The sequence below is a fragment of the Streptomyces sp. NPDC023527 genome (assembly GCF_055560115.1).
This window is the reverse complement of sequence record NZ_JBVHJJ010000002.1, coordinates 331814-345224: the sequence shown is the minus strand read 5'-3', so window position 1 is coordinate 345224 and position 13411 is coordinate 331814. Positions and strand designations below refer to the sequence as shown.

The 13411-nt window shown below is 70.0% G+C and carries 11 protein-coding genes and 1 pseudogene; 5 read left to right on the top strand and 7 right to left on the bottom strand.

Going from position 1 to position 13411, the window contains the following annotated elements; all coding sequences use genetic code 11:
* Window positions 1–40 precede the first annotated feature (40 nt).
* A complete protein-coding gene (locus ACZ303_RS05040) occupies window positions 41–1753 on the bottom strand; it encodes a TIGR03767 family metallophosphoesterase (RefSeq protein WP_467335142.1) in 1713 nt (570 codons plus the stop codon).
* Between the two features lie 497 nt (window positions 1754–2250).
* Here ACZ303_RS05040 and ACZ303_RS05035 point away from each other — a divergent pair.
* The 4 genes and pseudogenes from ACZ303_RS05035 to ACZ303_RS05020 form a co-directional block, all read left to right on the top strand.
* A pseudogene (locus tag ACZ303_RS05035) lies at window positions 2251–4917 on the top strand (S8 family serine peptidase); the annotation flags it as partial.
* A 163-nt stretch (window positions 4918–5080) separates the two neighbouring features.
* Window positions 5081–5443, top strand: coding sequence for a hypothetical protein (locus ACZ303_RS05030; protein WP_467335140.1), 363 nt, complete (start codon window positions 5081–5083; stop codon window positions 5441–5443).
* Window positions 5440–5715, top strand: coding sequence for a hypothetical protein (locus ACZ303_RS05025; protein WP_467335138.1), 276 nt, complete (start codon window positions 5440–5442; stop codon window positions 5713–5715). The genes ACZ303_RS05030 and ACZ303_RS05025 overlap by 4 nt, the downstream gene beginning before the upstream one ends.
* Before the next feature lie 131 nt (window positions 5716–5846).
* Window positions 5847–6875 (top strand): aspartate-semialdehyde dehydrogenase, encoded by a 1029-nt coding sequence (locus tag ACZ303_RS05020; RefSeq protein ID WP_467335136.1) that lies wholly within the window; start codon window positions 5847–5849, stop codon window positions 6873–6875.
* Between the two features lie 58 nt (window positions 6876–6933).
* On the opposite strand, the gene ACZ303_RS05015 is transcribed toward ACZ303_RS05020, so the two are convergent.
* The gene (locus ACZ303_RS05015) at window positions 6934–7443 is read right to left on the bottom strand and encodes a DUF1203 domain-containing protein (protein WP_467335134.1); all 510 of its coding nucleotides are present in this window, start codon (window positions 7441–7443) and stop codon (window positions 6934–6936) included.
* A 106-nt stretch (window positions 7444–7549) separates the two neighbouring features.
* Here ACZ303_RS05015 and pepN point away from each other — a divergent pair, with 106 nt between their 5' ends.
* Window positions 7550–10117: an aminopeptidase N gene (pepN, locus tag ACZ303_RS05010; protein ID WP_467335132.1), complete on the top strand. Its 2568-nt coding sequence runs from the start codon at window positions 7550–7552 to the stop codon at window positions 10115–10117.
* Between the two features lie 351 nt (window positions 10118–10468).
* Here the strand turns inward: pepN and ACZ303_RS05005 are convergent, their stop codons facing one another.
* From ACZ303_RS05005 to ACZ303_RS04985, 5 genes are all read right to left on the bottom strand, one after another.
* On the bottom strand, window positions 10469–11446 hold the full coding sequence (locus ACZ303_RS05005; protein ID WP_467335131.1) for an acyl-ACP desaturase: 978 nt from the start codon (window positions 11444–11446) through the stop codon (window positions 10469–10471).
* A gap of 255 nt (window positions 11447–11701) precedes the next feature.
* Window positions 11702–11929 (bottom strand): hypothetical protein, encoded by a 228-nt coding sequence (locus tag ACZ303_RS05000; protein WP_467335130.1) that lies wholly within the window; start codon window positions 11927–11929, stop codon window positions 11702–11704.
* Window positions 11926–12156 (bottom strand): DUF397 domain-containing protein, encoded by a 231-nt coding sequence (locus ACZ303_RS04995; protein WP_467335797.1) that lies wholly within the window; start codon window positions 12154–12156, stop codon window positions 11926–11928. Before ACZ303_RS04995 ends, ACZ303_RS05000 begins: the two co-directional genes overlap by 4 nt.
* Window positions 12157–12182: 26 nt before the next feature.
* Complete coding sequence (locus tag ACZ303_RS04990) at window positions 12183–12374, bottom strand: DUF397 domain-containing protein (RefSeq protein ID WP_467335127.1); 192 nt, start codon at window positions 12372–12374, stop codon at window positions 12183–12185.
* Between the two features lie 10 nt (window positions 12375–12384).
* On the bottom strand, window positions 12385–13236 hold the full coding sequence (locus ACZ303_RS04985; RefSeq protein WP_467335125.1) for a helix-turn-helix domain-containing protein: 852 nt from the start codon (window positions 13234–13236) through the stop codon (window positions 12385–12387).
* Window positions 13237–13411 lie beyond the last annotated feature (175 nt).

Genomic DNA, 13411 nt, shown 5'->3' with positions numbered 1-13411 from the left:
CCTGCCCGGATGACCCGCCGTGTTCCGAGGGCCCCGGGCGTCAGCGCCTGGGGAGCAGCAGCTCGGTGTTGCGGTCGGTGGGCGCGCCGGCGAGCGAGGTGTCGGCGCCCGGCGCGTTGAAGGCCAGCTCGCGGTAGAGGGAGGCGAGGCCGGTCTGGGACAGGTCGCGGAAGTCGGTGCGGTAGGGGGCGGCGGACTCGATGAGCGTGGTGAAGAGCGAGACCGTCCCGTCGCCGTTGTCGGCGACCTCGATGACGCGGGCCAGCTGCGGGTAGTCGACGTGGGAGGCGGTGGCGATCTCCCAGAAGGTGCCGCGCGGGCGGATGCGGTTGCGGTGGCTGTGGCCGTTGATCCAGGCCAGGACGTTGTTGTGGCGCTGGAGGACGGAGATCAGCTCGCCGCCGTGGTGCCGGTCCTCGCCGGGGCGGGCCGGGTCGGGGGTGAGGTTGTCCATGCTCCAGCTGGGGTGGTGGCTGAAGATGAGCGCGTACTTGTCCTTGTACTGCTTCAGCGTCCGTTCCAGCCACCGCAGTTGGCCGGTGCCGAGCGAGCCCTGGTAGTGCCCGCCGGGGTCGGTCGTGTCGAGGCTGATGCCGATGACGTGGTCGGAGACGTGGAAGGAGTAGAAGAGGTCGCCCGAGTCGAGGTTGTCGCGGGTGTAGCCGTGGCCGACCGGGCCGCGGCCCTTGTGGCGCGGGTCGAGGTGGGCGGCGACGTACTGGCGGGCGGTCAGCGGGACGCGGCGCGGGTCGGGGGTGACCGTGCGCATCTCCTTCTGGTGGGCCTTCAGCAGGTCGCGGATGCGCTCGCCCTTGGGGTCGACGCCCTTGGCCTCGCCCTCCATGAGCCACTTGGCCTCGGCGGCGGAGATGATCTGGAGCTTCTTGTTTCCTACGGCGGCGTCCTGGATGAAGGTTCCGGCGGCGGGGTAGCAGCCGCCGGAGAGCAGGTCGTGGTTGCCGAAGGTGGAGTACCAGGGGATGTTCAGGCCGGGGCTGTTGACCCCGCGGACGGCGGCGGAGAGATAGCCGTCGATGCGCGGGTAGCCGACCTGCTTGTCGTTGTCGCGCAGGGTGCTCTCGGGGTGCCAGTAGAGCGGGAGTCCGCTGTTCTGCACGCCCTCGTAGTGGCGCGGGTCGCCGGTGTTGGGGTCCAGCCGGCCACCGCTGAGGGCGGTCAGGAACCACTCGACCTCGATCTTGGCGTTCTCGTCGCCGTTGTCGCCGGTGGTGATGGCGAAGCCGAGCGGGGCGCCGGTGGCGGGGCCGCGGCGGAGCTTGTTGACGCGCTCGACCAGGGAGACCACACCGGGCATGGTGAGCGCCTCGTGGGGGCGCCAGGCCCCGGGGGTGCCGGCGCGGAAGAACTCGTACCGCAGCGGGTGCTGCACGTCCGTCAGGTGCAGGTCGGTGAACTGCACGAAGGAGGCGAGGGTGGTGCGCCGGTGCTCGCGGCCGTCCTTGGCCCCGGCGAGCTCGGAGCGTACGAGCCGGGGCCAGCCGGGGCCCTCGCCCAGGCGGCGGTAGCCGCCGGTGCCGCGGGGCGCGGCGACGGTGGCGAGGGTGGTGCCGGCGGCCGTGGGCGTTCCGGTGGTGGCCGCGGCGGCGTTGACGTCCTCGGGGCCGGCGGCGGTCGCGGGGCGGTCCGACCCCAGGGCCAGCCCGATGCCGGCGGCGGTGGTCACGGCACCGGCCGCGGCGAGGAACGTACGGCGGTCGACGCCGGCGGCGGATCTGTCAGATCTGCGATACATAGCGGTCTCCCCGAGTGCGAACGCGAAGGGCGAGCTGGCGGCGGTGGTGCGGTGCGGTCCTGGCGGGCTGCGGGCCGTCACTGAGGATCGTTGGCAGTTCGGGTGACCTGGGCGTGAACACGGCCGCAACGGCCGCCGCCGATCACCTCACATCGATCTTGGCGATTGCGAACGGACATACAGCACTCGTCCCCTCGCCGGCTGACGCTCATTCAGCGTTCACTCTCGGGGGGAGGGACCGGCCGGTCCTGGGGCGGCTGGTGTAGTCCGTTTGCTCTACACCTCCTGAGCTGCGGCGATGCCCATGACCGCTTCACGCCCTTCGGCACGCTTCCTCCCGAGTGGCGGATGGCGGGTTTACGCCATCCTTACTTTCCTTCTCCGACAACTCTCCCCAAACCCCCGTCACTTCCATAAAAGTGATCGGTCATCCGGCTCCGATTTCCGGACGCCTGCACTACAGCACGCCTTTGACGTCAACTCAGCTAGGGACGTTCATGACCCTCGAAGCCCAGAACGAGCCGCTCGGCGGCGCAAGACGCACGGCTCGAATAGCCCTCGCGGCCGGTCTCGTGGCCGCGCTCACCGCCGGTGCCGCCGTGCCCGCCTTCGCCGACCGGCACGACCCGGTGCCGCCGGGCAACTCGGCCCCCGCCAAGCTCGGTTCGCACAACGCGTCCCTGCTCGCCGACGCGAAGGCCGACGGCGACAAGACCGTCACGATGATGATCGCGACCGAGCCCGGCCGGACCGCCCAGGTCACCGAGAAGCTCGGTGCCATCAAGGGCGCCTCGGTCGGCCAGTCCTACGACAAGCTCGGCTACGTCCGGGCGACCGTGCCGACCGCGAAGGCCGACGACGCGATCGCCGAGGCGCAGAAGCTCGCCTCCGTGCACGGCATCGACCTCAAGCAGGAGATCCGGCTCCCGGACCCGACGCCGCGCGCCGACACGGTCCCGGGCGCCCGGGGCCGCGCGGCGGGCACGTACCCCGCCCCGGGCAAGGACACCCCGGCGAAGAACCCCTACCAGCCGGCCTTCGAGACGGGCGCCGTCGACTTCGTCGAGGACCACCCCAAGGCCGACGGCCGCGGCGTGACCATCGGCATCCTCGACTCCGGCGTCGACCTCGGGCACCCCGCGCTGCAGAAGACCACCACCGGCGAGCGCAAGATCGTCGACTGGGTCACCGCGACCGACCCGCTGGCCGACCAGGACGAGACCTGGCTGCCGATGACGTCCGACGTCTCCGGCCCCTCGTTCTCCTTCAACGGCCGCACCTACACCGCGCCGGCGGGCGGCTCGTACCAGGTCGCGCTCTTCCGCGAGAGCGCCACCACCGGTGGCGACATGAAGGGCGACCTCAACCGCGACGGTGACACCACCGACACGTGGGCGGTCCTCTACGACAAGGCAAAGGGCACCGTCCGCGTCGACCTCGACGACGACGCGAACTTCGGCGACGACGAGGCGCTCAAGCCCTACAAGGACGGTTTCCAGGCCGGGTACTTCGGCAAGGACAACCCCGACACCCCCGTCGTCGAGCGCATCCCCTTCGTCGTGCAGATCCGCAAGGACGTGCCGATGGACCCCAAGGGCGGTGACTGGGTCGGCAAGAAGGCCGACTTCGTCAACATCGGTGTCATCGAGTCCGAGCACGGCACCCACGTCGCGGGCATCACCGCGGCCAACGGCCTCTTCGGCGGGAAGATGAACGGCGCGGCCCCGGGCGCGAAGATCGTCTCCTCGCGGGCCTGCACCTGGACCGGCGGCTGCACCAACGTCGCGCTGACGGAGGGCATGTTCGACCTCGTCGTCAACCGCGGCGTCGACATCGTCAACATGTCGATCGGCGGCCTGCCGGCCCTCAACGACGGCAACAACGCCCGCGCCGAGCTCTACACCCGCCTCATCGACACCTACGGCGTGCAGCTGGTGATCTCCGCGGGCAACAGCGGCCCGGGCGCGAACACCATCGGTGACCCCGGTCTGGCCGACAAGGTCATCAGCGTCGGCGCCGCGGTGTCGAAGGACACCTGGGCCGCCAACTACGGCTCCGAGGTCAAGACCAAGTACGCGATGATGCCCTTCTCCTCCCGCGGTCCGCGCGAGGACGGCGGCTTCACCCCGACGATCAGCGCCCCCGGCGCGTCGGTGAACTCCATCCCGACCTGGCAGGCGGGCGCGCCCGTCGCCGAGGCCGGCTACGAGCTGCCGCCCGGCTACGGCATGCTCCAGGGCACCTCGATGGCCTCCCCGCAGGCCGCGGGCGCCTCGGCGCTGCTGATCTCCGCCGCCAAGCAGAAGAAGATCAAGCTCACCCCGGCCGACCTGCGCACGGCGCTGACCAGCACCGCCAAGCAGATCAAGGGCGCGCAGGCCTACGAGCAGGGCGCCGGCCTGATCAACATCGAGGACGCCTGGGACGCGCTGCGCGACCACGCGACCGCCCACACCTACACGGTCAAGGCGCCGGTGACCACCGCGCTGTCCGGCCGGCTGAAGACCCCGGGCTTCGGCACCGGCCTCTACGACCGCGAGGGCGGCCTCAAGGCGGGCGAGACGCGGACGTACGACGTCACCGTCACCCGCACCTCGGGCCCCGACAAGGCCGTGTGGCACGAGCTGAAGTGGCGGAACAACGACGGCACCTTCAAGATCGTCGGTGACGACGAGGTCAAGCTGCCGCTGAACACGCCGGTGACCGTCAAGGTCCGGGCCAAGGCGAAGACGAACGGTCTGCACAGCGCGATCCTCACCGTGGACGACGACCGCACCGAGGGCATCGACCAGCAGGTCCTCACCACCGTCGTCGTCGCGGAGCCGCTGGCCACCCCGTCGTACGAGTTCAAGGCGTCCGGCAAGGCCACGCGCAACGCCACCACCTCGTACTTCGTGACCGTGCCCAAGGGCGCGAAGTCGCTGGACGTCGCCCTCGGCGGCCTGACGGCGGGCAGCCAGACCCGGTTCATCGCCATCAGCCCCTACGGCGTCCCGGCCGACCCGACGTCCACGATCAACTGCTACCCGAACTACCCGAACCCGGCCAACACCTGCCGCCCCGACCAGCGGAGCTACACCAAGCCGCTGCCGGGCGTCTGGGAGATCGAGGTCGAGTCGCGGCGCACCTCGCCGCTGCTGGAGAACCCGTACACCCTCACGATCAAGGGCAACGGCCTGACCGGCTGACGCCTGTGCGAGCGGACGGGGCGGGCCCACGGTATGGGGGCCCGCCCCGTTCTCCTTGGGCCGGGCCGTACCGGCCACTCGTTCCCCGTCGGTACGGCAGACTGACAGGAAGCGTGGATACCGAAGGAGACCCGGCTTCGTGAGCGCACAGCCCGCACATCACCATGATCCCGACAATCCGCTGATCCCCATGCCTCCGCTCACCGAAGCGGCGCTGCGCGTGGCCGTCACCACACTTGATCTGACCGCGGCTGTCCGCTTCGAGCGGGAGTTTCACGCGGCCTGGCAGGAAGCGGTCCAGACCGACAGCACTGTCCCCATGCATACGTTCTTGCACCGCTGGGGGGTGTTCGTGGCCCTGCGTCGCCACCCGGCCCGTGCCGCCAGACTGGCAGCCCTCGAGACGGCGGTCGGTGAGGCGACCTCCCGCGAGGAGGCCCGCGCCAGGTCCTCCGAGATCGCAGCCCTTCTGGACGAAGCCGCGCGCGAGGTCACCGAGTGACCGACTGGACATGGGAGTACCTGCCCGACTCCGAGCAGGTCGTCGGGGGCCTCGATGCCGAAACCCGGGAGGGTGTGGAACGACTCGCGGGCCGGTTGGCCGACGCGGCCTCGGTCAAGTATTTCGGCGATCCACCGGTCCACGAGTCCGGGGTTTCGCGTCTGCTGGATCACGCCGAGGGCCGCCTGATCCTCTGGTATCAGGAGCACCGTCGACTGGCCACGGTCTTCGTTGTCCGGGTCTCGTACTGGCCGGTGGATGGCTCGCCCTGACCGGAGGTCGTCCCGTCCTCCGGACAACGGATTGGACTTTTGGGGCGGGTACCCCCGCATGATGGAACTGTTCGGCCAGGTCAGAAGTCCCTGGCAGTGACAGTTACAGGTACGCGGAGTAGGGAGTCCCCGTGAGGATCGGAATCGTCGGAGCCACCGGCCAGGTCGGCGGAGTCATGCGCAAGATCCTCGCCGAGCGGGATTTCCCGGTCACCGAGCTGCGCCTGTTCGCCTCGGCGCGGTCCGCCGGGTCCACGCTGCCCTGGCAGGGCACGGAGATCACCATCGAGGACGCCTCGACCGCCGACTACACCGGCCTGGAGATCGTGATCTTCTCCGCCGGCGGCGCCACGTCCAGGGCGCTGGCCGAGAAGGTCGCCGCGCAGGGCGCCGTCGTGATCGACAACTCCTCCGCCTGGCGTCGCGACCCCGACGTGCCGCTGGTCGTCTCCGAGGTCAACCCCCACGCGATCGCCGACCGCCCCAAGGGCATCATCGCCAACCCGAACTGCACGACGATGGCCGCCATGCCGGTCCTGAAGCCGCTGCACGAGGAGGCGGGGCTGACCGCGCTGATCGCCACCACCTACCAGGCCGTGTCCGGTTCCGGGCTCGCCGGTGTGGCGGAGCTGGACGGGCAGATCCGCAAGGTCGCCGACCGGGCGCCCGAGCTCGCCCACGACGGCGACGCCGTCGACTTCCCGGAGCCGGGTGTCTACCAGCGCCCCATCGCCTTCAACGTGCTGCCCCTGGCCGGCGCGATCGTCGACGACGGCAGCTTCGAGACCGACGAGGAGCAGAAGCTCCGCAACGAGTCCCGCAAGATCCTGGAGATCCCGGACCTCAAGGTCTCCGGCACCTGCGTCCGCGTGCCGGTCTTCTCCGGCCACTCCCTCCAGGTCAACGCCCGCTTCGAGCGCCCGCTGAGCGTCGAACGCGCGTACGAGCTGCTCAAGGACGCCCCCGGCGTCGAGCTCTCCGAGATCCCCACGCCCCTGCAGGCGGCCGGCAAGGACGCCTCCTTCGTTGGCCGCATCCGCGCCGACGAGACCGCCGAGAACGGCCTCGCGCTGTTCCTCTCCAACGACAACCTCCGCAAGGGCGCGGCCCTCAACGCCGTCCAGATCGCGGAGCTGGTCGCGGCGGAGCTGCGCGGCTGACGCCGGTACGCACGCGAAACGGGCCGGGCACCTGCGAGGGTGCCCGGCCCTTCGCCGTTCACGGGCGCCTGCGCACCTCGTAGAGGAAGCAGCCGTACTCGACCGCCCGCACGTGCACCAGGGCGACCTCGGGGTCGGCGAACGCCTCGCCGAGCGCTTCCTCGAAGGCGTCGACGGCCCGCTCCGGGAAATCCAGCAGCCGGCCCCCGACGATGCGGCCCCCGGCGTCGTAACGGCGGAGCGTCCGGAGCACCCCCGGCCGCACGAAGGGATAGCCGTCGCCCACCGGCCCGCCGCACTCCTCGGCGTGGACGAAGACCGGGCCCTGCTCGTCGTACGCCCCCGGCCGGGCCCCGGTCCGCGCCGCCCAGCGCCGCAGCGGCGCGTACGACACGAGGGCGATCCGCTCCCCCGCCCGGCTCGCCCGCAGACAGCAGCGCAGCGGCGCGTCGCCCTCGGGGTCGGCATACGGTTCGGCGTCCCGCCCGGCGTCGTCGCGGCGCCGCAGCTCTTCCAGCGCGGCGGGTTCGATGGCCCGGGCCGCGTACAGCGGTGTGGTGGTCGTCATGGCATCCAGCTTCGGCCGAAGGGAAGTTTCCCACTGGCGGAATCCGGTCGTCGCGCTCGCCGTGGAAGGATGGCCCGAAAGGTCACGATGTCAAGGAGATGCCCAGGTGCCTGGAACGAACCTGACCCGCGAAGAGGCGCAGCGGCGCGCGCGTCTGCTCACCGTCGACTCGTACGAGATCGATCTCGACCTCTCCGGCGCCCAGCAGGGCGGTACGTACCGCTCCGAGACCGTGGTGCGGTTCGAGGTCACCGAGGCCGGGGCCGAGTCGTTCATCGATCTGGTGGCGCCGGCCGTGCGCGAGGTCGTGCTGAACGGCACCGCGCTCGACCCGGCCGAGGTGTTCGAGGACAGCCGGATCGCGCTGGCGGGGCTGCTGCCCGGGCGCAATGAGCTGAAGGTCGTCGCGGACTGCGCCTACACCAATACGGGTGAAGGGCTGCACCGGTTCGTCGACCCGGTCGACCAGCAGGCCTATCTGTACACGCAGTTCGAGGTGCCGGACGCGCGGCGCGTCTTCGCGTCGTTCGAGCAGCCGGACCTGAAGGCCACCTTCCAGTTCACGGTGAAGGCGCCCGAGGGCTGGACCGTCATCTCCAACTCGCCGACGCCCGAGCGCCCGGCCGACAACGTCTGGCGCTTCGAGCCGACCCCGCGGATCTCGTCGTACATCACCGCGCTGATCGTCGGCCCGTACCACAGCGTGCACAGCTCGTACGAGAAGGACGGCCGCAGCATCCCGCTGGGCATCTACTGCCGTCCGTCGCTGGCCGAGTTCCTGGACGCGGACGCGATCTTCGAGGTGACGCGGCAGGGCTTCGACTGGTTCGAGGAGAAGTTCGCCTACGCCTACCCCTTCGCCAAGTACGACCAGCTCTTCGTGCCGGAGTTCAACGCGGGCGCGATGGAGAACGCGGGCGCGGTGACCATCCGCGACCAGTACGTCTTCCGCTCGAAGGTGACGGACGCGGCGTACGAGACGCGCGCCGAGACCATCCTCCACGAGCTGGCCCACATGTGGTTCGGCGACCTGGTGACCATGGAGTGGTGGAACGACCTGTGGCTGAACGAGTCGTTCGCCACCTACACCTCCATCGCCTGCCAGGCCGCGGCGCCGGGCTCGAAGTGGCCGCACTCGTGGACCACCTTCGCCAACTCCATGAAGACGTGGGCCTACCGGCAGGACCAGCTGCCCTCGACCCACCCGATCATGGCGGAGATCCGCGACCTGGACGACGTGCTCGTCAACTTCGACGGCATCACGTACGCCAAGGGCGCGTCCGTCCTCAAGCAGCTCGTCGCCTACGTCGGCGAGGACGAGTTCTTCCGCGGCGTGCAGGCGTACTTCAAGGCGCACGCCTTCGGCAACACCCGCCTGAGCGACCTGCTGGGCGCGCTGGAGGAGACCTCCGGGCGTGACCTGAAGACCTGGTCGAAGGCGTGGCTGGAGACGGCCGGCATCAACGTCCTGCGCCCGGAGATCGCCACGGCCGACGACGGCACGGTCACGTCCTTCGCGGTCAAGCAGGAGGCCCCGGCGCTCCCCACCGGCGCCAAGGGCGAGCCGACGCTGCGCCCGCACCGCATCGCGATCGGCCTGTACGACCTCGACGGCGGCAAGCTGGTCCGTACGGACCGCATCGAGCTGGACGTCGACGGCGAACTGACGCCGGTGGAGGCCCTGGTGGGCCGCAAGCGCCCGGCGGTCGTGCTCCTCAACGACGACGACCTGTCGTACGCGAAGGTGCGCCTGGACGAGGAGTCCCTGCGCACCGTCACCGCGCATCTGGGCGACTTCACCGCCTCCCTGCCGCGCGCGCTGTGCTGGGCCTCCGCCTGGGACATGACCCGCGACGGCGAGCTCGCCACCCGCGACTACCTCGCGCTGGTCCTCTCCGGCATCGCCAAGGAGTCGGACATCGGCGTGGTGCAGTCGCTCCAGCGCCAGGTGAAGGTCGCCCTGGACGTGTACGCCGCCCCCGACTGGCGCGAGACGGGCCTGGCCCGGTGGACCGAGGCGACGCTGGAGCAGCTGCGCGCGGCCGAGCCGGGCAGCGACCACCAGCTGGCGTGGGCGCGGTCCTTCGCCGCGACGGCCCGTACGGACGAGCAGCTCGACCTGCTGTCGGCGCTGCTGGAGGGCACCGAGGCGATCGAGGGCCTGGCCGTCGACACCGAGCTGCGCTGGGCGCTGCTGCACCGCCTCGTGGCCACGGGCCGCGCGGAGGAGAAGGCGATCGCGGCCGAGCTGGAGCGCGACCGGACGTCGGCGGGCCAGCGGTACGCCGCCTCGGCCCGCGCCGCGCGCCCGACAGCCGAGGCGAAGGCCGAGGCGTGGGCGGCGGTCGTCGAGTCCTCCGACCTGCCCAACGCGGTGCAGGAGGCGGTCATCGGCGGCTTCGTCCAGACCGACCAGCGTGAGCTGCTCGCCCCGTACAGCGAGAAGTACTTCGCGGTCGTCAAGGACATCTGGGAGTCCCGCAGCCACGAGATCGCCCAGCAGATCGCGACCGGCTTCTACCCGACCCTGCTGGTCTCGCAGGCCACCCTCGACGCGACGGACGCCTGGCTGGCCTCCGCCGAGCCGAACGCGGCCCTGCGCCGCCTGGTCACGGAGTCCCGCGCGGGCGTGGAGCGGGCACTGAAGGCGCAGGCGGCGGACGCCGCGGCCTGATCCTCTCCAGCGGAAGGCGCCCCCGGACCGTGTGTCGGTCCGGGGGCGTCGCTGTGTTCGGGTGCGGCGGCGGCGGCTGACGCACGTCCTCGCATCGGCGGTGTGCGTCACCGTCTAGGGGTCTGTCCGGCGGATCTTCGACTGCGGGCCGTCGTTGCCGCCTGCGGCGGCGAGCGCCCTGCGGGCACGTCCTCAAGCGCCGGACGGGCTGGTATGGGCTGGGCTCAGCAACCAGCCCGTCCGGCGTTTGAGGACACCGCCGCGCAGCGGTGGTGCGCCCCCATGATCCGCCGGACAGGCCCGAGCACCGGCCGCCGCCGACCGGAAGACCTCGCGCGGCGGGCCGGTGCGTCAGCCCTGCGCGGCGGCGCGGGCCCGGCGGCGGGCCATCAGCGCCTCACGGCGCTCGTCGAACTTCGTCGCCTGGTCGTCCAGGCCGCCCATGTACAGCCCGAGCTCCTCCTGGGCGCGCAGGCCGTCCGGGCCGAGGCCGGAGATCTCCAGGACCTTGAGGTAGCGCAGGACGGGCTGGAGGACGTCGTCGTGGTGGATGCGCAGGTTGTAGATCCCGCCGATGGCCATCTGCGCCGCGGCCCGCTCGAAGCCGGGGATGCCGTGGCCGGGCATCCGGAAGTCGACGACGACGTCGCGCACGGCGCTCATCGTCTGGTCGGGCGCGAGCTCGAAGGCCTTCCCCAGCAGGTTGCGGTAGAAGACCATGTGCAGGTTCTCGTCGGTGGCGATCCGGGAGAGCATGCGGTCGCAGACCGGGTCGCCGGAGTGGTGGCCGGTGTTCCGGTGCGAGATGCGGGTGGCCAGCTCCTGGAAGGCCACGTAAGCCACCGAGTGCAGCATGCTGTGCCGGTTGTCGGACTCGAACCCCTCCGACATGTGCTGCATGCGGAAGCGCTCCAGCGCGACCGGGTCGACGGCCCGCGACGTCAGCAGGTAGTCCCGCATGACGATGCCGTGCCGGCCCTCCTCGGCGGTCCAGCGGTGCACCCAGGTGCCCCAGGCGCCGTCGCGCCCGAAGAGCGAGGCGATCTCGTGGTGGTAGCTGGGGAGGTTGTCCTCGGTCAGCAGGTTGACGATCAGCGCGGTGCGCCCGATGTCGGTGACCTTGGACTGCTCCGGCGCCCACGCCTCGCCGCCCATGACCCCGTCGAAGTTGCGCCCGTCACTCCACGGCACGTACTCGTGCGGCATCCATTCCTTGGCGACCTTGAGGTGGCGGTTCAGCTCGGTCTCGACGACCTCTTCGAGTGCGAACAGCAGGCGGCTGTCGCTCCACATGGCCCGGGAATGGTGGCGGAGGGGGGCGATGGTCACAGACAGCTCCTGGCAGGGGGGACGACGATCTTACTTACGGATCCGTAGGTTACGACACCGTAGGTTAAGCCGGCGGTAAGAGGCAAGAGCTTCTGGAATTTCATCCTCCAGTTCTTGACGGGGACATTTCAGACGTGCACGTCATGGGCCTGATCGTCGAGCGGAGGCCCTTCCCCGCGGGGCGCGCATGATGACCGAGCGCCGTGGTCGGCCGGTACGGGCCCACCACGGCGCTCGGAAGGGAGTCGGCCGGGCTTATTTGCGCACGGCGCTGGTGAACGGCGCGAGCAGGTCGAACATCGGATGCAGCGCCCCTGTGCTCTGGCTCAGTCGGCTGAGCTGACTGAGCTGAGCGAGCTGAGCGAGCTGACCGACGGCGCCGGCGTTGGCCGGAGGGCCGTCCGCGTGGGCGGGAAGAGCGGTCAGGGCGAGGCCGCCGACGGCGAGCGCGGCGGATGCGAGCAGGGTGCGTGTGGGGGTCATGCGCTGATCAACGATGCGTGCCGCGAGGGGACACCTTGCCTAATTCGGGCGGGCGCGCCCGCCCGCCTTGACGGTGCGCAGAACGCGCCCATTCTGTCGGGCGCCGTGGTGATGACCACGCCCGGATCATCGCTCTCGCGTATCGCGACCGAACCGACGATCCGTCCCAGCTCCACGCAGCTGTTGCCCTGGCCTCCGCCCGAGAAGGAGGACTTCTGCCACTCGATGGCAGGGCCGCTGCCCCGTGGGACGTCTAGCAGTGGAATGCACCCGCCTTCACCCCGGCGATGAGGGCCGCGAAGGTTCGCCGATTCGCTCTGGCGATGAGGTCGAGATCATCGCTTTCGCGGATCAGGATGGTGTCGGCCAGCTCCGCAACCTCGATGCACTGCTCTCCCTGTTTCCCAGAGAAGGAGGACTTCTGCCAGTTGACTTCGGCGCTCATGGCGTGACCCTCACAGCTCTCTTGCGACATCGTGAATGAAGTTCCGCGACTCCGCCGCACCGAGAGAGGCTCGCTCGGCCCAGCCGAAAAGTTCTCGGTACTCGTCGAGGTCAGCAGCTGCATCGAGGTACCGGCCGCCAAGCAGCGTGTCGACCTGAACGGTGTCCAGTTGTGGAACAACACCACCCGCGTACAGCGCGGTGAGCGTGACCTCGATGAAATCATCATTGATGAAAGGGATTACGCGCAACGTGACAGTCGGCCACTCGGAGACTTCCATCAGGTGCTCGAGCTGCTCGCGCGCCACTTTCCGTCCGCCCACTCTCATCCGCAGGGCAGCTTCATGAATGATCGCTTCGAAAGACGGGGGTTGCTTCCGCGCGAAGATGGCGCGCCGCTTCATACGGTGTTCCACCCTCGCTTCAGCCTCATCCGCAGGCACCACGGGACTGCTTGCGAATAGCGCGCGAGCGTAACTCTCCGTCTGGAAGACGCCGGGGAACGTAACCGGCTGCAAGGTGCGGATGTATGCCGCATGGTGCTCCAGCTCGGCGATGTCCAAGAACCTCTGAGCCAGGATGCCCCGGTACTCATCCCACCAGAACTGGCCTCGATGTTCTCGGGCGATGCCACACAACGCGTCAATGAGCGCCGGTGCCTCGCAGGAGTAGAAAGCCCCGAGACGACGGATGCGGTCCTCGCTGATGCCGCGTCGACCGGCTTCGATCATGCTGATCTTCGCTTGGGTCGTTCCGATGTGCTCACCCGCCTCGCGCGCGGTCTTACCGGCACATTCACGCAACTTGCGCAGCTCGGCACCCAGTCTCGCCTGGCGGACCGTAGGGGTGTCCCTGGATGGCATGTCACCTCACTCCGTGTGGATCAGAGTCTGCCGCGCCCTCGTCGCATCGGTCCACTCATCGGGTGAACCTCACCGGGAACCTTCCCTCGGGGGATGCATCCCCTCTACTGTCCTCAACACACCGCGTCGCACCGTCGGGAAGACCCGAAGTGCAGCCGTGCGCCTGCCCGTTGGC